The organism is Streptomyces sp. NPDC050988 (assembly GCF_044456225.1).
Lineage (GTDB): Bacteria > Actinomycetota > Actinomycetes > Streptomycetales > Streptomycetaceae > Streptomyces.
Genome location: NZ_JBITFQ010000023.1, coordinates 57,038 through 78,671 on the forward strand (window position 1 = coordinate 57,038; position 21,634 = coordinate 78,671).

The 21,634-nt window shown below is 70.5% G+C and carries 14 protein-coding genes; 4 read left to right on the forward strand and 10 right to left on the reverse strand.

Going from position 1 to position 21,634, the window contains the following annotated elements:
* Positions 1 to 15: 15 nt before the first annotated feature.
* Both ACIBEI_RS34950 and ACIBEI_RS34955 read right to left on the reverse strand, forming a co-directional pair.
* Complete coding sequence (locus tag ACIBEI_RS34950) at positions 16 to 1,758, reverse strand: pyruvate dehydrogenase (protein ID WP_398894379.1); 1,743 nt, start codon at positions 1,756 to 1,758, stop codon at positions 16 to 18.
* Positions 1,759 to 1,896: 138 nt separating this feature from the next.
* Positions 1,897 to 4,212, reverse strand: coding sequence for a protein phosphatase 2C domain-containing protein (locus tag ACIBEI_RS34955; RefSeq protein WP_398894380.1), 2,316 nt, complete (start codon positions 4,210 to 4,212; stop codon positions 1,897 to 1,899).
* Between the two features lie 475 nt (positions 4,213 to 4,687).
* On the opposite strand from ACIBEI_RS34955, the gene ACIBEI_RS34960 reads away from it, so the two are divergent.
* Complete coding sequence (locus ACIBEI_RS34960) at positions 4,688 to 5,695, forward strand: helix-turn-helix domain-containing protein (protein WP_398894382.1); 1,008 nt, start codon at positions 4,688 to 4,690, stop codon at positions 5,693 to 5,695.
* Positions 5,696 to 5,731: 36 nt separating this feature from the next.
* On the forward strand, positions 5,732 to 6,217 hold the full coding sequence (locus tag ACIBEI_RS34965; protein WP_398894383.1) for a DUF456 domain-containing protein: 486 nt from the start codon (positions 5,732 to 5,734) through the stop codon (positions 6,215 to 6,217).
* A gap of 184 nt (positions 6,218 to 6,401) precedes the next feature.
* Here ACIBEI_RS34965 and ACIBEI_RS34970 read toward each other — a convergent pair whose 3' ends face one another.
* Positions 6,402 to 7,625: an SGNH/GDSL hydrolase family protein gene (locus ACIBEI_RS34970; RefSeq protein ID WP_398894384.1), complete on the reverse strand. Its 1,224-nt coding sequence runs from the start codon at positions 7,623 to 7,625 to the stop codon at positions 6,402 to 6,404.
* Positions 7,626 to 7,728: 103 nt separating this feature from the next.
* Here ACIBEI_RS34970 and ACIBEI_RS34975 point away from each other — a divergent pair, with 103 nt between their 5' ends.
* Positions 7,729 to 8,100 (forward strand): PPOX class F420-dependent oxidoreductase, encoded by a 372-nt coding sequence (locus ACIBEI_RS34975; RefSeq protein WP_398894385.1) that lies wholly within the window; start codon positions 7,729 to 7,731, stop codon positions 8,098 to 8,100.
* Positions 8,101 to 8,191: 91 nt separating this feature from the next.
* Here the strand turns inward: ACIBEI_RS34975 and ACIBEI_RS34980 are convergent, their stop codons facing one another.
* The 5 genes from ACIBEI_RS34980 to ACIBEI_RS35000 all read right to left on the reverse strand — a co-directional run bounded on the left by ACIBEI_RS34980 (position 8,192) and on the right by ACIBEI_RS35000 (position 15,021).
* Positions 8,192 to 8,674 (reverse strand): methylated-DNA--[protein]-cysteine S-methyltransferase, encoded by a 483-nt coding sequence (locus tag ACIBEI_RS34980; protein WP_398894387.1) that lies wholly within the window; start codon positions 8,672 to 8,674, stop codon positions 8,192 to 8,194.
* Positions 8,671 to 10,083, reverse strand: coding sequence for a bifunctional transcriptional activator/DNA repair enzyme AdaA (locus ACIBEI_RS34985; RefSeq protein ID WP_398894477.1), 1,413 nt, complete (start codon positions 10,081 to 10,083; stop codon positions 8,671 to 8,673). The genes ACIBEI_RS34980 and ACIBEI_RS34985 overlap by 4 nt, the downstream gene beginning before the upstream one ends.
* A gap of 449 nt (positions 10,084 to 10,532) precedes the next feature.
* Entirely contained in the window at positions 10,533 to 11,642 is a 1,110-nt protein-coding gene (rsgA, locus tag ACIBEI_RS34990; protein ID WP_398894389.1) for a ribosome small subunit-dependent GTPase A, read from the reverse strand.
* Positions 11,643 to 11,888: 246 nt separating this feature from the next.
* Complete coding sequence (locus ACIBEI_RS34995; RefSeq protein WP_398894390.1) at positions 11,889 to 13,415, reverse strand: cellulose binding domain-containing protein; 1,527 nt, start codon at positions 13,413 to 13,415, stop codon at positions 11,889 to 11,891.
* 274 nt (positions 13,416 to 13,689) lie between these two features.
* Positions 13,690 to 15,021, reverse strand: coding sequence for a radical SAM protein (locus ACIBEI_RS35000; RefSeq protein WP_398894391.1), 1,332 nt, complete (start codon positions 15,019 to 15,021; stop codon positions 13,690 to 13,692).
* Positions 15,022 to 15,143: 122 nt separating this feature from the next.
* On the opposite strand from ACIBEI_RS35000, the gene ACIBEI_RS35005 reads away from it, so the two are divergent.
* Entirely contained in the window at positions 15,144 to 15,929 is a 786-nt protein-coding gene (locus tag ACIBEI_RS35005; RefSeq protein WP_398894393.1) for an alpha/beta fold hydrolase, read from the forward strand.
* A 45-nt stretch (positions 15,930 to 15,974) separates the two neighbouring features.
* On the opposite strand, the gene ACIBEI_RS35010 is transcribed toward ACIBEI_RS35005, so the two are convergent.
* Complete coding sequence (locus tag ACIBEI_RS35010) at positions 15,975 to 20,474, reverse strand: Tat pathway signal protein (RefSeq protein ID WP_398894394.1); 4,500 nt, start codon at positions 20,472 to 20,474, stop codon at positions 15,975 to 15,977.
* 131 nt (positions 20,475 to 20,605) lie between these two features.
* The gene (locus ACIBEI_RS35015; RefSeq protein ID WP_398894395.1) at positions 20,606 to 21,532 is read right to left on the reverse strand and encodes a carbohydrate ABC transporter permease; all 927 of its coding nucleotides are present in this window, start codon (positions 21,530 to 21,532) and stop codon (positions 20,606 to 20,608) included.
* Positions 21,533 to 21,634: the final 102 nt, after the last annotated feature.

Here is a 21,634-nt window from a genome sequence, read left to right on the forward strand (position 1 = left end):
CCCGAGGAAGGCGCTTTACGGCCGCGGCACGTTGCGCAGGTTGGAGCGGGCCATCTGCACCATCCGGCCGACTCCCCCGTCCAGCACCATCTTCGACGCCGACAGCGCGAACCCGGTCACCATCTCCGCGCTGATCTTCGGCGGGATCGACAGGGCGTTGGGGTCGGTGACGATGTCGACGAGCGCCGGGCCCTTGTGCTTGAAGGCGTCCTTCAGCGCGCCCGCGAGCTGCTTGGGCTTCTCGACGCGTACGCCGTAGGCACCGCAGGCGCGGGCGACGGCGGCGAAGTCGGGGTTCTTGTTGGAGGTTCCGTACGAGGGAAGTCCGGCGACGAGCATCTCCAACTCGACCATGCCCAGAGAGGAGTTGTTGAAGAGGACGACCTTCACCGGCAGGTCGTACTGGACGAGGGTGAGGAAGTCGCCCATCAGCATGGAGAATCCACCGTCGCCTGACATCGAGACGACCTGGCGCTCCCGGTCGGTGAACTGCGCGCCGATGGCCTGCGGCAGCGCGTTCGCCATCGAGCCGTGCGAGAAGGAACCGATGATGCGGCGACGGCCGTTGGGCGTGATGTAGCGGGCCGCCCATACGTTGCACATGCCGGTGTCGACCGTGAACACGGCGTCCTCGTCGGCGAGTTCGTCGAGCACGGAGGCCACGTACTCGGGGTGGATCGGAACGTGCTTCTCGACCTTGCGCGTGTACGCCTTCACGACGCCTTCGAGCGCGTCGGCGTGCTTCTTCAGCATCTTGTCGAGAAAGCGGCGGTTGCTCTTGGGGCTCACCTTCGGGGTGAGACAGCGCAGGGTCTCCTTCACGTCGCCCCACACCGCGAGGTCCAACTTCGAGCGCCGGCCCAGGCGTTCGGGCCGTACGTCGATCTGGGCGATCTTGACGTCGTCGGGCAGGAAGGCGTTGTACGGGAAGTCGGTGCCCAGCAGGATCAGCAGGTCGCACTCGTGGGTGGCCTCGTAGGCGGCGCCGTACCCGAGGAGTCCGCTCATTCCGACGTCGTACGGGTTGTCGTACTGGATCCATTCCTTCCCGCGCAGGGCGTGCCCCACCGGGGACTTGATCTTCTCGGCGAACTGCATGACCTCGGCGTGCGCACCCGCGGTGCCGCTGCCGCAGAAGAGGGTGACCCTGTCGGCCTCGTCGATCATCGCGGCGAGCCTGTCGATCTCCGTGTCGCCGGGGCGGACGCTGGGGCGGGAGGTGACGAGGGCGGTCTCGACGGGCTTGTCGGGGGCGGGCTGGTCGGCGATGTCGCCCGGCAGCGTCACGACGCTCACGCCGCTCTGTCCGACCGCGTGCTGGATGGCGGTCTGGAGCAGCCGGGGCATCTGCTTCGGGTTGGAGATCATCTCGCAGTAGTGGCTGCACTCGCGGAACAGCTGGTCGGGGTGGGTCTCCTGGAAGTACCCGAGGCCGATCTCGCTGGAGGGGATGTGCGAGGCGAGGGCGAGAACCGGGGCCATGGACCGGTGGGCGTCGTAGAGGCCGTTGATGAGGTGGAGGTTGCCCGGACCGCAGGAGCCCGCGCAGGCGGCGAGCCGGCCCGTGATCTGGGCCTCCGCTCCCGCCGCGAAGGCGGCCGTCTCCTCGTGGCGGACGTGGATCCAGTCGATGGCCGAGTTGCGTCGGATGGCGTCGACCACCGGGTTGAGGCTGTCGCCCACGACTCCGTACAGGCGTTTCACGCCCGCGCGGACGAGGATGTCGACGAACTGCTCGGCGACGTTCTGCTTGGCCATGAGTCACGCGCCCCTTTAGCTGTCTTCGGCCGACACCCTGCCTTCAGCCGACATCCGGCCTTCGGCCGGCTCTGCCTTCGGCCGGCTTCCGCTGTCACAGGTGCCCTTTCCTGTCCCATGAATTCACAGCGGGCGCGGTTACGCCTCCCAAACGGCCGCCGCCGTCCGGTCGTCGGCGTATCCCTTGACCCGTACCAGGGTGTCCGCGAGGAACGCCGCGAGGCCGGGCGGATCACCGTCCGACCAGCGGGAGGTGAGGTGTTCGGCCAGGGCGGGTTCGCCGCGCAGGGGTTCGGCGAGACCGCTGGTGCACAGCAGGAGGGTGTCGCCCGGGCGGGCGACGGAGGCGCGGAAGCGGAACGGGTCGCGGGGCGGCGGCTCGGGGGCGGGTTCGTACGGGCTCGGGGGTGTGGTGATGCCGAGGTCCATGGTGAGCCGGTCGCCGTCGGGGGTCTCGTGCGGCAGCGATCCGAAGCCGACGACGGCCTCGCCCGCCGTGTCGGCGACATGCGGCTCGATGTCCTGCCACTCGCCGTCGCGCAGCCGGAAGAGGCCACCCGCTCCGACGCCGAAGAAGACGCGCGTCCGGCACTCGGGGTCGGCGGGGAGCAGGAGGCAGCGCAGGCTCGCGGTGTACTCCTCCGGTTCGATGCCCTGCTCGGCGGCGCTGGCCCGCAGTTTGCCGAGGCTGCGGTCGGTGAGCCGGTGCAGCCCCGACTTCAGGTCGCCGCGCCGGGCGGCCCTGATGTCCTCGGCCAGCCGCGCGTGGCTGCGGCCGACGGCCCGCCCGATCCACTGGCACGCCTCGGCGGCGGCCCGGTGCGCGCCGGGGGTGGCGCGGGCCCCGGTCGCCATCGCGACCAGCACGAGGGCGCCGTCCCCGACGCCGAAGCGCGCGGTGAGCAGGGAGTCCCTGCGCGGCTCGCCCCGGTAGCGCGCGGAGTCCCCGCGTACGGACACGGCCCGCAGCGTGGACGTCCCGTACGCCGCCCCGTCCAGCACGGTGTCCGCCACGAGATCGTCGAGATCGTCCGCGTCGGCGGGAGGCAGAGCGGTCGGCTCGGCGTCGTAGGTGGGCGGTCCGGAGCCGACGTAGTCGACGGGGGTGGGGAGGTCTGGGGCCTGTACGGAGGCTTGTACGGGTTCCTCTACGGGGGCCTGGTCCGAGGGGGTGCCGGACGGGGCGTCGACGAGGGTGGGGGGTGGCGTGGCGTGCGGGGAGGCGCCGACGGGCGGCGGCGGTGCGTCGGAGGGGGTTCGGGACGTGGGTGTACCGGCGCCGGGCGCCTCCGTGGACGTACCGCTGCGGGGCGGTGCCGCATGGGCCCCCGGCGGTTGGGGGGACGGTGGCTGAGTGCCAGGTGACCGGGGAGCCGGTGACTGGAACCCGGGCGGCGGAGGGCTCGGAGGCTGCGGGGCCCGCTGCTGTGGGCTCGGCGGGAAGGAGGTCTGGGCCGGGGGTTCGGCGGGCGGGGTCTCCCAGGGCGCCCGCTGCCGCTGAAGCCCGCTCCGCCGCAGCGGGTCGCTCTCCGGCCCGCCGGGCCGGAGCGCCTCTCCGGCGGTCCCCGGTTCGCCGCCGGGCGCGGGCCCGCGTGGGGCACCTGCCCACGGTCCGTGAGCCGCCCATCCGGCCGTGGGCCCGGCGGCGGCAGCCGGGCCATCGACCGTAGGTCCGCCGACTGCGGGCCCATCGGGCACAGGCCCGCCGGCTGCGGGCCCATCGGGCACAGGTCCGTCGGCTGTGGGCCGATCGGGCACGGCACCCCCGGGCACGGGCCGATCGGGCACTGATCCGCCAGGCGCAGGGGCGCCGGGTGGTGGCCCGCCTGCCGCTGGTCCGGGCGCGTGCCCATCGGCCGCAGGCCCGCCGGGCACCGGCCCACCGACCCCAGGCCGGCCGGGTGGGGGCCCGCCGGGCGCGGATCCGCCGGCCGCAGGTCCGGGCGCGTGCCCATCAGCCGCAGGCCCGCCAGGCACCGGCCCACCGCCCCCAGACCGACCGGGTGGGGACCCGCCGGGCGCGGATCCGCCGGCCGCAGGTCCCCCGGGAGGCCGCCCGCCCGTTGCTTCCGGCTGGCGGTCGCTCGGGCCCCAGCCCGCCACCGGCCAGCCCGTGCCGAAGCCGGTGACCGCGGGGCCGTCGGCGACGAGGCCGTCGGCCGTGGGTCCGCGGTCGGCAGGGGCGTCGCTCCCCGGATCGGCCGGTTCCGAGCCGCTGCCGAGGCGGCGGCGTTCGGCCGGTGTTCGGGTGCGGGGCGGCGGGATTCCGGCGCCCGTGACGGGCGTGGGCGGGGGCGCGTCGTCCGGGGCACCCACGGTGTCCGACGCCGAGGCGAAGCGGTCGTCGAGGGAGTCGGCCGCGGCCGCGGGCCCCGTGTCCCCCGTGGAGTCGTCGTACAGCTGCCCCCACCAGTCGTCCTCATGACCGGTGGGCTTCTCCCCCTGCTGGCTCATGCCCCTAATTGTCCACCGCGGAGGCCGGATGAAAACGGTGCATCCGGAAAAACCGGCCACGGGGTTGGGCGTCGAACGGTGATACGAAACCGCCGGGCGATCCCACCCCCCACGGGAGAACCGCCCGGCGGCGCCGGTGTGACCGCGGGCCCCGGCGCACGCCGTACGCCCGGATCACGGTCTGAACGGCCGGGTTCCCCAGTTCTCCTGGGAGTCACCCGGTTTGCCCTGAGTGTGACGCCCCTCCCTGAGGGACAGCTGTGCCCGGCGGTCACGGCCCCGTCCGCCGCCCCGCGCACACCCACCGCGTACTCGGCCCCCGGTCCGTGGCGGGTCCTCGCCACGGCCCGCGCGTAATGCTGCGGTGGCGCCACCTTGGCAGAGAGACGCAGGGTACGGCGATGATGTGCCGAGGCGGTTTTACGCCGTGGCCGTTTTCCGCCACGGCCGGGTCTTCGGGGAGGGGCGTCGCCGCATGCTGGGAGCGACAGGTCTGGCAGCGATAGGGCTGGACGAGACACACGAGTCGGCCTACCGGGCACTGGTGTCCGTGGGCGCCGCCGACGTGCCCGATCTGGCGAGGCGGCTCACGCTCGGCGAGCACGACACCGAGCGCGCGCTGCGCCGGCTGGAGCGGCACGGCCTCGCCGCCCAGTCCTCGGCCCGGCCGGGCCGCTGGGTCGCGGCGCCACCGGGTGTCGCGATCGGCGCGCTGCTCACCCAGCGCCGCCATGAGCTGGACCAGGCGGAGCTGGCGGCCGCGCTGCTCGCCGAGGAGTACCGTGCCCGGGCCGTCGAGCCCGCCGCGCACGACCTGGTCGAGGTGGTGACCGGCGCGGCCGCGGTCGCCCAGCGGTTCCTGCAGCTCCAGCTCGGCGCGAGCACGGAGGTGTGCGCCCTGGTCACCGGGAACCCGGTCGTCGTCGCCGGCACCGACAACGACGCGGAGGAGCAGGCCGCCGACCGGGGCGTCCGCTACCGCGTGGTCGTCGAGCGGTCGGTGCTGCACCTGCCGAACGGCATCGCCGAGCTGTCCGCCGCGCTCGGCCGCGACGAGCAGGTACGGGTCGTCGACACGGTGCCCACCAAGCTCGTGATCGCCGACCGGGCCCTCGCCATGGTGCCGCTGACCTCGCGGACCCTGGAGCCCGCGGCCCTCGTCGTGCACGCCAGCGGGCTGCTGGAATCGCTGTCGGGCCTGTTCGAGGCGGTGTGGCGGGACGCGCTGCCGCTGCGTCTGGGCGCGCCCGACGCGGTCACGGAGGAGGAGCGGGACGGGCCGGACGGCACCGACCTGGAGATCCTCTCCCTGCTCCTCGCCGGGCTGACCGACGCGAGCGTCGCCAAGCAGCTCGACCTGGGCCTGCGTACCGTGCAGCGCCGGGTCAAGCGGCTGATGGAGCTGACGGGCGTGACGACCAGGCTCCAGCTGGGCTGGCACACGTACGAGAAGGGCTGGGTGGCCCGGGAGCGACAGGACTGACCTGCGGTTTCGCCCGCTCTCCCGCACTCTGGACAGATGGGAGCGTGGGAACTCCTGCTGGTCGGGGTGGTGCTGCTGCTCGGCCTGAGCGGAGTGCTGGTACCCGGCGCGCCGGGGTCGTGGCTGGTGTGGGCCGCGGTCCTGTGGTGGGCGTTCGAGGATCCGCAGACGCTCTCCTGGGCCGTGCTCGTGGGCGCCACGGCCGTCCTGTTCCTCGCCCAGGTGATCCGCTGGCAGCTGCCGCCGCGCCGGCTGCGCGCGAGCGGCGCCACCCCGCGCATGGCGGCGTACGCGGGTGTCGGGGCCCTGCTCGGCTTCTTCCTCCTGCCTGTGCTGGGCGCGATACCCGGCTATCTCGGCGGCGCCTATCTCGCCGAACGGCTGCGGCTCGGCGGTCACGGGGAGGCGAAGGCGTCCGTCCGCTCGGTGATGCGGGCGGGCGGGACCAGCGTGCTGGTGGAGCTGTTCGCCTGCCTGCTGATCACGGGGGCGTGGCTGGGAGCTGTGATCTGGGGACCGTGATCCCGGGCCGCACGCTTCATCCGCCCCACTCCATGCATCGGAGTTCTCCCTTCACATTGACGCCATCTCGCACCGGCAAGGGTGACCGGCCTGATCGGCGACGGGCCTGATCTGCGCATCGTTCCCGTCGAGCCGAACGAGGAAGCCTCGCGGTGGGGGCTGCCGGCCGCCTCCGCTCCGTGAGCTATTCCGCCAGGGCCTTCAGGTCGATGCTGTCGGCGAGCGCCCGCATGCCCGCGTCGTTGAAGTGAAGATGGTCGCCGGGGTCGTAGGCGGCCAGCATGCGGGACGGCCGGGACGGGTCGCGGACGACGGCGTCGAAGTCCGCGACCGCGTCGAACAGGCCGCCGCCGCGGATGAGCCGGTTGACCTCCTGCCGTACGCGCTCCCGCTTGTCGGTGTATCCGCCGTAGCCGCCGAACGGGGTGAGCGTGGCACCGATGACCCGGATACCGCGGGCGTGGGCGCGCCGCACGATCTCGCGGTACGCGGCGGCGAGGGCGGTCGGATCGGTCTGGTTCGGTGCGCTCTTGATGTCGTTGATGCCCTCCATCACGATCAGCGTGCGTACGCCGGTGCGGGAGAGGACGTCGGCGTCGAACCGGGCCAGGGCGCTGGGGCCCCGGCCTTCGAGCAGCAGTCTGTTTCCGGCTACTCCCGCGTTCAGAACGCCCTGTTGACGGTGCGCGGGCTGGGCGCGGAGGCGCTCTGCCAGGCGGTCGGGCCAGCGTCTATTGGTGCTCGGTGTGGAGCCGGAGCCGTCGGTGAGGGAGTCTCCCAGCGCGACCACGCTTCCTGTGGGCTCCGGGCGTCGTACGTCGACTCCTGTCACGTAGTACCAGGAGCGCGTGGTTGCCGTGAACGCCGTGCCTCTCGTGTTGGCGACGCGATTGCCTTTCGGGGCGATGAAGTTCGTCTGCAGGGCGTCTCGGTGGTACGTGGCCGGGCCCGAGTCTCCCGGCGTGTGGAGGGTGACGAGGAGGTTGGTTGATGCCGGGACGGTCAGTGTCACGGAGTCGCTCACCGCGTCCCTGCCCACCGGCACGGTGACCTTCTTCCGGCCGCCGAATGTGAGTGTGCGCATCGTGCCGGGGAGGGCATCGGGGCTCTTGGGTGCGTTTCGCGCCTGCCGGGCGAGGGTGGCTCCGCCGAGTCTCAGCGGGAGACTGCCGAGGCGGTTCGAGATCCGTACGCGGACTGCCGTGCCGCCGACGCTTGTGTGGACGACGTTACGGATCGAGGCGCCGGGGAGGGCGGGTGTGGTACCGGAGGCCGAGCCTTCCCAAGTGCCGGTCCAGTGCGCGGGAGCCGTCCGCGCGAGGGGTTCCCGGCCTCCGTGGGCGACCCCCGTACCCATCAGCGTGAGCGTCAGCGCTCCGGCCACGGCAACCAGCGTCTGTCTGACCATGCGTCACTGCCTTCCGCCGACGGAGCCCGGCCACCGTGCGGGTCTCCGGACCTAGGGCCAGGATCCGATGCGCGGGGCGTGAAATCCGTGTTTGGGTGCAGCTATGACCGCATTCAGTGAAGCCGAACGGGTGTACCTAAATTCCCAGCGGCTGGGGCGGCTGGCCACCGTCGATCAGCGTGGGCAGCCGCAGGCGAACCCTGTGGGCTTCTTTCCGCAGGACGACGGCACGATCCTCGTGGGCGGATACGCCATGGGCACCACCAAGAAGTGGCGCAACCTTCAGAAGAACCCCAAGGTCGCCCTCGTCGTCGACGACATCGTCAGCCTCCGCCCCTGGAAGGTGCGCGGCGTGGACATCCGGGGCGAGGCCGAACTCCTCACGGGGCCGCACGAGTTGGGTCCGCACTTCAGTGAGGAGCTGATCCGGATTCACCCTCGGCGGATCCACAGTTGGGGGTTGGAGGAGGGGTGAGGGGTGGGGGTGAGGGCTAAGGGGTGAGGGCTGAGGGGTGGGGGCTGAGGAGTGGGGGCTGAGGGGTGAGGGGTGAGGGCTCGGCGGGTCGCTATTGTCCTTCCAGCCTCAGCAGTTGGAGCTTTCGCTCCAGGCCGCCCGCGTAACCCGTGAGCGATCCGTCCGCGCCGATCACCCGGTGGCACGGGCGGACGATCAGCAGCGGGTTGGCGCCGATCGCCCCTCCTACGGCCCGCACGGCGGCGCGCGACGCGCCGATCCGTGCGGCGATCTGTCCGTACGTGGTGGTCGACCCGTACGGGACCGAGTCGAGCGCGTTCCAGACCTGCTTGCGGAAGTCGGTACCGCTCGCCTTCAACTCCAGCTGGAACTCCTTCAGTTCACCGGCGAAGTAGGCCACGAGCTGCTCTCTGGCGTCCCGGAACAGCTCGGGCGCGGGGCGCCAGTCCGGCTGGACCGTGCGGCCGCCCTTCTGTCCTGGGACCGAGAGGGACGTCAGGGCCCCGGACTCGTCCGCTGTGAGCAGGAGTTGGCCGACGGGGCTGTCGAGCTGGGTGTATTGGATGTTCGTCATGATCGGTGCTCTTCCAGCTCGCTCGTGGTGGGTGGTGTGTGGGCGGCCGCCCTCAGATGGTGCAGGGCGTAGGAGCGCCAGGGGCGCCAGGTGTCGGGGACGTCCTCGTCCGGTGGTGCCACGTCGGGGTCGCCCAGGGCTCGGGTGCGGATGACTGCCACGGTCCTTGGATCCATGCCGGGCAGGGCCAGCAGTGCGGTCTGCGCCTCCTCTCGGTCGGCGCCCGGGTCCAGCCGCAGGGTGCCGTCTGCCAGGGCTGTGGCCAGGGCGCCCAGCGTGCCGGGCGTCTGTGCGAGTGCGGCCGGCTCGGGGAAGACATGCGTGAGCGTTCCGCAAGGCGCGTCCAGCAGCTTCCCGTACGCCCTCACGAGGCGCTCGGCCTCGTCCCGGCCGAGCAGGGCCCGTACGGCGAGTTCCTCCGGGTCGGCGGCCCCGGGCGAACGCAGGCCGGGCCTGGCCGCCACCAGCGGGGCCAGTCGGTCGTCTGCTCCCAGGCGCTCGTCCACGGCGTACGGATCGGAATCCAGGTCCAGGAGCCGTCGCAGCCGTTGCACTGCCGTGGTCAGATCGCGCAGGTCGGTGAGGTGCAGTCTGGCGTCCAGCCAGCCGCCTGCGTGGGCGGATGCATCGGGCAGTCGCTCGCCTACGGCGACAATGCCGGTGCCGTACGGCAGCCGCAGGGTCCGGCGATAGGTACGGAATCCCGCGTCACCGGTCACTTCTTCAACACCGGCGACAGTCTCGGCGGCCAGCAGGTCGAAGACCGCACCGGCTTGGTACGGGCCTCTGTAGGCAAGGCGCAACGGGATTCCCGCCGACGGAGTGGCCGCGCGACGCGAGGCGGCGGCGCGGCGGGGTGCGGCGGCGCGCAGCTCGGTCGGGGTCGAGGCGTACACCGTACGGATCGTGTCGTTGAACTGCCGTACGCTCGCGAACCCGGCCGCGAACGCGATCTCCGTGATCGGCAGCTCCGTCGTCTGGAGCAGCACCCTCGCGGTGTGGGCCCGCTGGGCCCGTGCCAGGGCGACCGGGCCTGCGCCCACCTCCGCGATGAGCTGGCGCTGGACCTGGCGGGCGCTGTAGCCGAGCCGCACGGCGAGCCCTGCGACTCCCTCGCGGTCCACGACGCCGTCGCCGATCATCCGCATCGCGCGTCCGACGACGTCCGCGCGTAGGTTCCACTCTGCGGAACCCGGTACGGCGTCCGGGCGGCACCTTCGGCAGGCCCGGAACCCGGAACTCTGCGCGGCGGCGGCTGTGGCGTAGAACCGGACGTTCTCCCGCTTCGGCGTGACCGCGGGGCAGCTCGGCCGGCAGTAGATCCCTGTCGTCTCCACCGCGAAGAAGAACTCCCCGTCGAACCGGGCGTCCCTGCTTCGCACGGCTCCGTACCTGGTCTCTTCGTCAATCACCCCTCCAGTCTGCGCCACCGCCGAGCGGTCGACTGGCGGAAATCGGACGTGACGCTCGACGTCGGTGGGTGGGGCGGGGCCGTGCCGGTATGTCACGTTCGCGACTGCTGGGCATACGGCCCTGAGTTTCATTGGTGACCGTTCCCAGCGGGAGCCGTACGTCGCGAACGTTGACACACCGGCACGACCCCGCCCCGCGCGCATCGGCGTCTGCGGCCCGGCGAAAACGACCGACCTCGGCCCCACCCACCCAGGGGCGCGAGGAACTGCGCGCCCAGCCACGACGAACCCGCAGAAACACACCGACCTCAGCCCCCTCTCACCCAGGGGCGCGGGGAACTGCGCGACCGGCCACGGACGGCCCGCAGAAACACACCGGCCTCAGCCCCCACATTCAGGGGCGCGGGGAACTGCGCGACCAGCCCCCACGCGCCCGCAGACGTAAATCAGCGCCCCTGAACCCCCCGCTTCACCTCCATCGCAGCCCTCCCCTCCGCACCCCGCCGCTTCCACTCCTTCCGAAGCTCCGCTCGGACCCGCGCATCCGTCTTGGCCACGATCCGCTGGTTCTCGCGAAGCAGCTTCCGGTAGCTCTCCAACCGCCGCTCAGGCAAGACCCCGGAGTCCGCGGCAGCGAGCACCGCGCAGCCGGGCTCGGCCTCGTGTGCGCAGTCCTGGAATCGGCAGGAGGCGGCCAGCTCCTCGATCTCGGAGAACACCTGGCCGACGCCGCTCTCGGCGTCGAAGAGTCCGACCCCGCGCAGACCCGGTGTGTCGATCAGTACGCCCCCGCCGGGGAGGACGAGCAGGTTGCGGGTCGTGGTCGTGTGGCGGCCCTTGCCGTCGACGTCCCGTGCCGCCTGGACGGCCATCACGTCCTCGCCGAGGAGGGCGTTCGCCAGCGTCGACTTTCCGGCGCCCGACTGTCCGAGGAGGACGGACGTCCCGCCCGACACTACGGCGCCGAGGACGTCAAGGCCGTCGCCGTAGGTGGAACTGACTGCAAGCACTTGTACGCCCGGTGCCGTCGTCTCGACGTCCTGGAGGAGGTAGGACAGGCCCAGCGCGTCCGGTACCAGGTCCGCCTTGGTGAGTACGACCAACGGTTGTGCGCCGGATTCCCAGGCCAGCGCCAGGAAACGTTCGATCCGGCCGAGGTCCAGCTCCACCGCCAGGGAGACCGCGATGATCGCGAAGTCGACGTTGGCGGCGAGGATCTGGCCTTCCGAGCGCTTGGAGGAGGTCGACCGTACGAAGGCGGTACGGCGTGGGAGGTACTGCTGTACGTAGCGGGGGTCCCCGCCTGCGTCGACTACGGCCCAGTCACCGGTGCAGATGACGCGCAGCGGGTCGTGCGGTGTCACGAACTCGGTGTCGACCCGGACCAGTCCGTCGGGGGTGATCACGTCGCACTGGCCGCGATCGACCCGTACGACTCGGCCCGGGACGAGGCCCCGTTCAAGATGGGGGGCGAATTCGGCAGCCCACTCGTCGTCCCAGCCGTAGGGGGCGAGCGGGTGAGCGGAGGAAGCGAGTGGAAGAGAAGAGGAAGACAAGGGGTGGCCCTTCGCAGGGTGGCCCCGGCCGCGCGCGCTCGGGCGCGGAGAAGGAGGTTGTCAGCCGGTGACCACAGAGGTGGAATCGATGAACTTCCGGATGCGGGCAGCGCCCAGCTCGATGACAGCCATCGATCACACCTCCTTGATCACGCCAGCGACGACGTCTGCGGTGGAGAACCACCGTGAGAACGGTCAGAACCTTAGCCTGCTCCTCCGTCCCGGCCAACCGATTTTTTGCGACGTTCAGCTGTGGGTGCAGCTGCGGCCGTTCAGCATGAACTCGTCCGGTGCCGCGTTGCCGTTGCCGGCCTTCCAGGAGCCCAGGAAGCCGACGGCGAACGATCCGCCCGCGGCTACCGACTTGTTGTAGTCGGCGGCGCTCGCGGTGACCCTGGAGCCGTCCTGGTCGAAGTTGCCGTCCCACATCTGGGTCACCTTCTGGCCGTCGGGGAAGGTCCAGCTGACGCGCCAGTTGTTGAGGGCGTAGTCGGACTTGACGGTGACGGTGGCCTGGAAGCCGTCGGGCCACTCGTTGACCAGTTCGTAGCGTGCGTGGCAGACGGCGGGTTCGCTGGGGTTGGGGTCGGCGCCGTCCTCCTCGGCCGAGGAGGTGGAGTCGCCCTGGGGCTCCTTCTCCGACGCGGAGCCCGTGCCTGCGTTCTTGTCGGTCTTCTCGGTGTTCGACTCGGACGCCTGCGGGGAGGTCGTGGAGGATGCGGTCGAGCCGATCCCCGATGCCGATGGCACAGGGTCGTACGAGGGGAGCTGCTGGCCCACGGGCTCCCGGCCCGCCGTTCCTTCCAGGGAGCCGGAACCCTCGTCCTCGCCGAACGGCGCCAGCGTGACCGCCAGTGCCAGGAGGGAGACTCCGACAGCGGCGGCGATCAGTCCGGCCCTGCCTATCCGGGCGCGGCGTCCTTCTGCCGCGTCACCGTCCGGCGCGTCCGGGTCGTCGTCGGCCGCGCCTCGGCTGAGCCCCGACTCGACGGCCCTGCGGCGTCGTTCGAGGTAGGCGAGTCCGCCCCAGCCAATGACCCCGCTCGCAAGCGCGGTCGGCAGTCCTCCGCCGGCCAGCCGCAGACAGGCGGCGGCCTCCGCGCACTCGACGCAGCGCGCGAGGTGCCACGACAGGTCGTCCGGTACCTCGGCGGCGGGCGAGCGGGTGACCGCGTCGAGAAGCCGGGCGTAGCTGCGGCACTCCTCGGCGAGCGGTGTGTCGAGGTGGTTGCGGTGGCAGCGGTCGCGGAACACCCCGCGCACCTGGTGCAGTTCCTCGGCCGCGCCTTCCGGGTCGAGGCCGAGCCGGCGGGCCACGGAGGTGGCCGGCAGCGCCTCGACCTCCGCCAGCCACAGCAGCGCGGCATCCGGTTCCTGCATGTCCCGCAGCCCGCGCAGGGCGAGCGGCCGGTGCAGGGGCGGTCCCGAAAAGCGGGCGGCCTTCTCGGAGTTGAGCCACAGGCGGAGTTCGGGGTCGAGGCGATCGCCCTGTCCCCTCGCTTCCCAGATGGCGGTCGTCTGGCGTACGGCGGTCAGGAGCAGCGGTATTCGGGGCAGCCGGGTTGTGCGGGCCCGGCGCCCGAAGCTCCTGCCGCCGGACTCGTTCTCCGCGGCACGCGCTTCGCGTATGCCGAGCGAGAACGCCTCGGAGGCCAGTTGGCGGGCATGGGTGGAAGCGCCGGTACAGAGATCGGCGTACGAAAGGACCGCGTCCCAGCACTCCGAGAACAGAGTGGCCTCGGCGGCATCCTGAGGGGTCGGCAGGTCTGGCATGGGTGGGGACTTCACCTGCATCCACAAGCGGGGTCAACTCACCTGGGTAGTACGGGAGTTGAGGGGACGTCAGCGACGGAACCAGAGTTTTTCACGGTTCCTGCACAACTGACAAGCGGCACTTGCACATCCGGTTACCGCGGGGCGCACGTCCCACCAGGCCCCGCAGCCTCAGTCGTGCTTCAGTCGTACACCAGTTGTACGTCCCGGCAGCCCCAAATGACTCAACCGAGTGTCACTGGAACTGCCGTACGTCCCTATCCGCCCCGATAACTCAGACCGCCGGCACCTCTTCCGTCACCTCGTTCGCCGGCAGGCTGTCCATGAACGAGCTGACGGAGAAGACCGCGTTGCCCGGCCCGGGCGGACCGTATCCCGGCGGGGACTTGAGCCCGAAGTCCTCCATGGTGGCGCGGTAGGCCTCCAGCAGGCGGATGTGGTACTCCAGCGGGGCGCCCTGCGGATTCGCCTTGCCCAGCGGGGTCGTCGGCTCCGGGCACCAGGTGGTGAAGCGGGGCGTGATGCCCTGCGACATGAAGAAGCGCAGGCCCTCGGTGGTCGACGCGATGGCCTCGTCGACCGTGGTGAAGCCGAACGGCTCCGCCATCTCCACGCCCGCCACGAAGTTGGGGATCACATTGCGCGCGCCGAAGATCTCCGCCGAGTCGAGGATCCGCTTGTGCCACTCGTCGCGGCCGACGTACCGCTCCTTGCCCGGGCAGTACATCTTGAAGAGGTACTCGTCCCACACCTCGTAGTTGGGGTGGTAGATCTGCACGCCGTAGTCCTTGAAGCGCTGTACGTCGTCCCGTGGGAGTGCCTGGGCCACGACCTTGCCGATCCACCGGCCCGGGAAGTGCTCCTCGATGGCCTTGGCGTACATCCCGTAGAAGTCGGCCTCGTCACGGCCCTGGAGCCTGGAGGTGATGGCGCCGCCGGTGAGGGTGTACGCGGTGGACGCCTTCGCCGTGTCGTAGCGGTCGATGATCTCCAGGGCTTCCAGGACCTCGTCGACGTCCTTGACGCCGGTGTAGGGCCGCCCGGCCGCCTTGTGCTGGCGCCAGTTGTGGTTGATGTCGCAGTACTGGCACTCCTCCTTGGCGCCGAAGTACTGGCACACCCGGAAGACGGTCAGGTAGATCAGATAGCCCCACTGGATCGTCGGGGCCACCTCCATGACGGACTTCCCGTTGGCCAGCTTGTGCCGGTAGTACTCCGGCATCGGCGGGACCCCGACGTCCGAGATCCGCTTCCCGTCCAGATAGAGGCCCAGCACGCCGTCCTCGCCTGCGGCCACGCGGTACGGCGAGGATGGGTTCACGCGCACGGACACCACGGTCCGGCGCAGGTCGTACGGGCCGCCGGTGAGGATGATCTCCTCCGGCGGGCGGCGCAGCGCGGCCGCGCCCAGCTCGGGCAGGGTGCCGTGGTCGAAGGAGAAGATGAAGTACGACTTCGGTTTGACGTCCCCGTGCTCGTTGTCGCTGAGTGCGGAATCGTCGAAGGCCACGCCCCCACGGAGCAAGTCCTCCTTGAAGACGGCTTCCCGCGGTACGTGCGGGAACCTCTCCATCAGGTCCTCGACCAGCGCGGTACGGCTGCCCATCCCGTCCTCCTAGCTCCCGGTAGTCCCGGCTGCTGTGCTCGACTCCTCACGGTATGCCCCTCCTCCCTGACTCGTGGTGCCGGGTCCCTCCTGGTGGCCGGGCCGCGTCTAGAGTCACCTCCGTGACCACCACCTCCCCACCCGTAGCCCTCCACCACACGGACCACCCCGGCACCGACCCGGCCCTCCTCCTGGTCCACGGGTGGGGCGGCGACGGCGGGGACTGGGCACCCACCCTCCCGTACTGGCGGCACCGGGTGATCGTCCCCGACCTGCGGGGCCACGGCCGCTCCCCCAAGCCGCCGAGCGGCTACGGGCCGCGCGACTTCGCCGCCGACCTGGCCGACCTGCTGGGCCGGCTGGACCCGGGCCCGGTGATCGCCGTCGGCCACTCGATGGGCGCCCAGGCGGTCACGGCACTCGCGGTGGAACACCCGGATCTCGTACGCGCGTTGGTGGTCGTCGACTCCGCGTACGGGGCCGACGAGAGCGAGGCCGTACGCCTTCCCGGGGAGCAGGAGGAGCTGCGGAGGGAGGGTGCCGAGTGGGCCGCCCGTTTCGTGGACAGTGCCTTCCGGCCGGGGGTGTATGACCAACTACGCGATCGACAGCGGAAGTTGATGGCCGGCATGGACCCGGAGGTGCTGGCTCAGTGCCGCGACGGCATGTACCTGGCCCCGGACGCCTTCGGCCTGCGGCCCGCGACCCGCGCGTACCTGGCGCGCCGCACCCACCCCGTGCTGGCCGTATACGCGACCACCACCGCCGCCGACTTCGAGCGCAGCACTCTCACCCGACCAGGCTCCCGCATCGAGGTGTTCGAGGACTGCGGCCACTACCTGCACGAGGAGCGCCCACGGCAACTGGTCTCCCTCGTAGAGGAATGGTCCACCACCCTCGCCCCCTAAGGGGCGCGGGGAACTGCGCGACCAGCCACAGCGAACCCGCAGATCTCACCCCTCATCAGGCAGCTGATACCAGAACTCGATCTCCCCCACATTGCAACGCCCGTTGTGCCCGTCGTAGACACGGATCCGCTCGTACGACACCCGCTCGGCGAGCCGGAACTCGTACCACCGGGCCGTGTCGACCCCGCCGACCGTGTGGAAGTCGGTCCAGTCGGCCCCGGTCTCGTCAGAGCCGCGGAACACCGTGCCGTTGGCGCGGCCGAGTTGGTCGACGCGAGGGTGCAGGCGGATGCGGTCGACGGTGATCGGGCCCGCGGCGCCCGCGTCGATGTCGATCCAGCTCTCAGCGGCCGTGGTGTCGGTGTAGGTGGTGGTGTCTCCGTCGAAGGCCCGCCAGCCCGCGGCCTCCTTGGTTCCCGTGCCGGGCCACTGGGTGGTGGAGGCCACCACCATGGACGGGGTGACCTGGAACTTCCGCAGCAACGTGTCGACGGAGACCAGGAGTTCATGGGCCGCGTAGACGGCGTCCACTCGGGCGGACTCTGGGTCGCCCGTTGAATTTTCGATGCGGTCGAGTTCGGTGGTGAAAGCCGCGTACGACTTCTTCGTCCACTCGGCGGGGTCTGACCTCCGTGCCCGGGCGAGCACCTGGGCGAAGGTCTCGGCGACCGCCACGGCCACGGCCGAGTCTCGGGTACCTCCGCCGACCAGGGCCGCCGTCACCTTGTAGGAACGGGTGCCGTGGCGCAGGCCCTTGTCCTCGTAGGCGTACTCGCGCGTGTCCTTCCTCAGAACCTCCCACTTACCGTCGGCAGTTGAGCGCGAGAGCGTGAAGGCCAGGGCGTCGTCCGGCTTGTTCCAGCGGACGGTGGCGGTGTCGGCATCGCGCTCTACGGAGAGCAGGAGCGCGTTCGCGCCGAGGGCGTCCACCGCCACCTTCGTGAACTCCGCGTCGCCCGTAGCCGCGAAGCCCGCGTGGACCGCGTGCGGGAAGGGTGTGAAGAGTGTCGCGACCGTCAGCCAGGTGGTGCCGTCCACCGACACCTGGCCGTGCACTCGGTGACTGCCGGTGTCCCGGACGATCCGCAGGTACGGCGTCGCGGCCAGGGTCTGCCCGTCGAGTCGGCGGGTGATGGGTGAGCGCAGGTCGTCCTGCCAGTCGTGGCGGCTGTCGCGGGTGCGGTTGTGGAAGACGAGCTGTCCGTCCTTGTCCGCGCCGAAGAACAGGTGGCGGGTGTCGGCGGCGATCCGGTCGCGGAGCATCAGTCCGGTGAGCGGCCCGCGTGCCCCCGTGATGTGGGTGGCGAGGGTGAAGCTGCCTGTCAATGGGCGGCTCACGTAGTGGAGTTGGTCTTCGATGTCGCGCGAGGGCACTTTGTAGTCGTCGCCCTCACCGAGTCCGTCGCCTCGTGCGCCGAGCACTCGTATCGTCGCGCCGCGTACCGCCGTGCTGCCCGGTCTCGCCTTGCGCAGGGCGTCGTCTCGCCAGCCCGTGTTTCTGAGGCCGGGCGAGGCGGGCTTCGGGAGTTCGGTTCGGATGGTGTGCGAAGTCCAGCCTGGGCCTTGGCCGTTGACTGCGGTGACCGTGTAGAAGTACGTCTCGCCGGGGTGGGCGGAGGTGTCCGTGAAGTGTCGGCCCGTCTCCTTCGAGGAGATGACCTTGTACGGGCCCTGCTGTCGGGTCGCCCGCCGCACCTCGTAGTGGGAGGCGCCCGCGGTCGTCTGCCAGGTCACCGTGACCGCACCGTCGCCGGGGAGCGTGTGCACGAAGTCGACGTGGGCGGGCGGGAGTTCGGGCTCCAGCGGCGTCGGCAGCTTCAGCACCAGGCCCGTCTTCGGCGGGACCTTCACCTTGCCGCCGCGCACCGGGAGCTCCTTTCCGCTCACCAGGTCCAGAACCGCCCTGTCGGTCGAACCGGTCGAACCGGTACGGCCCGTGGCCGAGGGCACCTCCACCTCGTACGACCGCTCGTTCCCATATGTCTTGCGGGTCGTGTTGAAGACGAAGAAGTAGCGGCCGTAGCGGGCCGTTAGCAGGTCCGGGTAGCCCGAATAGGCGTGGTCTGCCTCGAAGTTCTCGCGGTGGACCGTGCCGACGCCCGGCTGGAAGGTGATCGGTGCGATTTCGCCCGCCAGGGCCTGGAGAGCCGTGGAGTCGCCGGTCTGCTGGTCCTCCATGAAGTCGACGTCGATGTTGTCCATGCGGGCCCAGTAGTCCTCGTACCGGAAGCGTGCGTTGGTGTTGATCTGCACGATGTGGTCGCGGTTCGCCTGCCGGACGTGCAGGCGGCCGTTGCGGGCGAACCCCCGCTGGCGTTCGTTGAGTTGGGCCCACAGGTGGAGGTCGCCGTCCCTGAGCGAGACGAACATGCAGTCCACGTCGACCCAGGCGAAGCGCTCGTAGTCGGCACGGTTCACCGCCAGTGCGGTCAGTTCCGCGGGCGTGTAGTGGGCGAAGTCCGTGTGCGGGTGGACTGTTCCGGTCGGCTCGTGGGCCTTGAGGAAGGCGTAGGTCTCGCCGAGTGTGAGGTCGTACTTGTTCTTGCCCGTGACGGAGGCGAAGGAGTTGAAGTACTGGTGGTCGGCGAGCTGTTGCTGGGCGAAGCCGACCGCCTCGCGGGCGAAGGAGCGGGTGGCCGCCCAGCGGCTTCCGGTGTACCGGTCGGTGTGTTCGGCCATGTGCCGGGCCAGGGAGACGTAGTTGAGGATGCGGCCCTCGGAGATGCGCAGTACGTAGCCTGGAAAACCTGGGTAGTTGGTGTTGCGCTCGTCGATCACCATCTCCATGCGCATCGTGCGCTTGAGGTTGTCGTCGAGGTCGGTCATCCGGGCCAGGGAGCGGGCGTGCAGGTTGCGCAGCGCGATCTCCAGGATGCGATCGTTCAGGTCCTCGTCGCCCTTGTGGCCCCAGGTGCGGTGGAACCACTCGGGCAGGTAGTTGGTGGCCTCGCCGTAGTTGGCGACATAGCCGTTCTCGCGGGTGTGGCCCGCCTCGGTGATCGTGGTGTAGTGCTTGCCCAGCGGCAGGCGGCGTACCAGGTTGCCGGCCTTGTCCAGCTTGGACCTGGCCAGGCCCTTGATGACGTACTTGATGTAGTCGTCCGTCCAGCGGGCCGTGGTGTCGTGGTAGAAGAGCGAGTGGAAGAGGTCCAGGTCCTGGCCGTCCGGGCCGACGAGGACCTCCTCGCCGAGGAAGGGCAGCCAGCCGAGCGCCTCCCCCGCGATGCGGTGGCTGCGCGCCTTGCCCTCGTAGAACTCCGAGCCGATCACCCGCAGCCCCTCGTGGGCCTCCCAGGCACCTTCGTACGTGTACATCACCTGGTTGTAGATGTACGAGAGCCGCGAGCGGGCGTAGTCGAAGTTGGCCTTGAGGACGCGGCCCCAGGCGGCCCGGCGGGTCAGTGGTGAGCCGTCGAAGTCGACGTCCTTGAGGGAGGTCCTGCTCTCGCTGGTGCCTGTGGTGAAGGGCTCGTCCAGGAATGCCTCGAAGGATTCGCGGCCGAGGACGTCCTTGTCCGCTATGAGGTTCTCGACGATGTAGAGGGCCTCGCCGAGTGCTCCGTAGTAGCCGCCCCAGTCGCCCTGATGGCCGCCGCGGGCCAGAAGTCTCGTGTCGGCGTAGTAGTCCTTGGTGTGGTTGTCCACGCACTTGAAGACCCGCCGCAGGGCCGTCCGCCGGTCGGTGGCCGTCCTTGCGGGGCACCAGGCGGCCTGGGTCAACGCTGAGGCGTAGAAGCGGAGTTCGTCCTCGTAGCGGACGATGCTGAGCCTGGCCGTCGCCGATGCGTCGATCTTCGCCGAGTGGTCGTTGAAGAGTTTCACCTGGGAGGCCACATAGCCGTCGACGAGTGCCTGCTTCTGCGCGTCGGACAGGTCCGCGACCGTGTCCGTGGGCGGTGTGAAATCGGCCTGCGGGTCGTCGCTCACGTCGAGGTACGCGCCGGTGTGGGTGTACGCGCGGTAGTAGCCGCGGGAGTCGGCGGTGACCTTGGCGGTGAACGCCGCGTCGTAGGTGCGCAGGGTGATCTCGGCCTGCTCCCGGCCCTTCGTGTGTTCCAGCGGCAGCATCACCGTGGCGTAGAAGAAGCGGCCCGGCAGCGGACGGACCGTGCCGGTGTTCAGCGCCTCGTAGTCGCCGGAGCGGCGGTAGCCGATCTGCTCGCCGTTGATGTACGCGATCGTCTTGTACGGGGAGGTGTCGCCGCCCCAGAACTTGACGGTGAGGTAGTTCTGGTGGAGGGGGTCCACCCGCATCGTGAAGCGGAGGTCGCCGGTCTTGATGTCGGGGGTGGCCAGGGGTTTGGCGATTCGGGCCCGGTCGCCCGCGTGGCCCTCGACGGCGGCGGAGTCGGGGGCGTTCAGGCCGTGCGCCGTCTCGGAGTCGGGGTCGCCGAAGTCGACGAGGTCGAGGCGTCTCGCGCCGTCGGCTTCCTCGGCCCCCGCGGCGGACGCCTGCTCGGCGGCGGTCCAGGACCAGCCGGTCAGCGCGAGGGCACCGGTGCCGGCGGCGGTACCGGCCAGGACGGATCTTCTGGTGACGGACATGCGGGATCCTCACGGCGGCGAAGGGGAACCAGGAAGAGGGAGGAAGGGGAGGAAAGGGAAGAGGGGGGAGGGGAAAGGAAGGGGCTGCGGGCCGGTCGGCGTCGGCTACGACCGGCCGCGCGGGGCTCGGACTACTTGAGGGAGCCGAGCGTGACTCCGGAGCGCCAGAAGCGCTGCATGGAGATCATCAGGATCACCATGGGGATGAGGGACAGCAGCGAGCCCACGACCACCATGCCGGTCAGGTCGGCGGACGTGTCGACCTTGACCTTCAGCCAGGAGTAGAGGCCTACCATCACGGTCCACTTCTCCGGCGTACGCAGGAACACCAGGGGTCCGAAGAAGGAGTTCCAGGAGCCGACGAAGCCGAGCAGGAAGATCGTCGCCGCGCCCGTGGACATGAGGCGGGCGCCGACCGTGAAGAAGATGCGGTACTCCCCCGCGCCGTCGATACGGGCCGCCTCCAGGAGTTCGGGCGGGATGGCGCCCTCCGCGTACACCTTGGCGAGGTAGACGGAGAAGGCGTTGAACAGGCTCGGCACGATGATCGCCGACGGGGTGTCGACCATCCGCAGGTCCGTGAAGAGGAGGAAGGACGGGATGGTGAGGAGCGCGTGCGGGACGAGGAAGGACCCGATGATGCAGCCCATCAGTACGCCCCGGCCGCGGAACTGGTACATCGCCAGGCCGTATCCGCAGGCGACGCAGACCAGCGTCATGCCGGCGGTGCCGACGACTCCGTAATAGAGCGTGTTCCACAGCCACTTGAGGAAGATGCCGTCCTGGTAGGTGAACAGCGCCTTCAGGTTGTCCGTGAAGTGCAGGTCGGAGAACCACAGGCCGTTGGTGGTGTAGAGGTCGGACTGGTTCTTGGTCGCCGAGACGATCAGCCACCACACGGGGGCCAGCGAGTAGAGGGTGAAGAACACGACTCCGCCGAGGACCAGGGCCTTGGTCCGCCGGGAGTGCCGGACGGGGCCGGTTCCGGCGCGGGACGCGGTGGCACCGCGCTTCGGGCGCGGGGGTGTGGTGGTGGACCGGTCGATGGTTGCGGTCATGAAGGGGAGACCTCGCTCGTGGGCCGAGGAACGGACACACCGCCCGCGCCCGCCGCGGCGGGCGCGCGCCGCGCGACGCGGAGGGGCACGGCCGGGACAGCG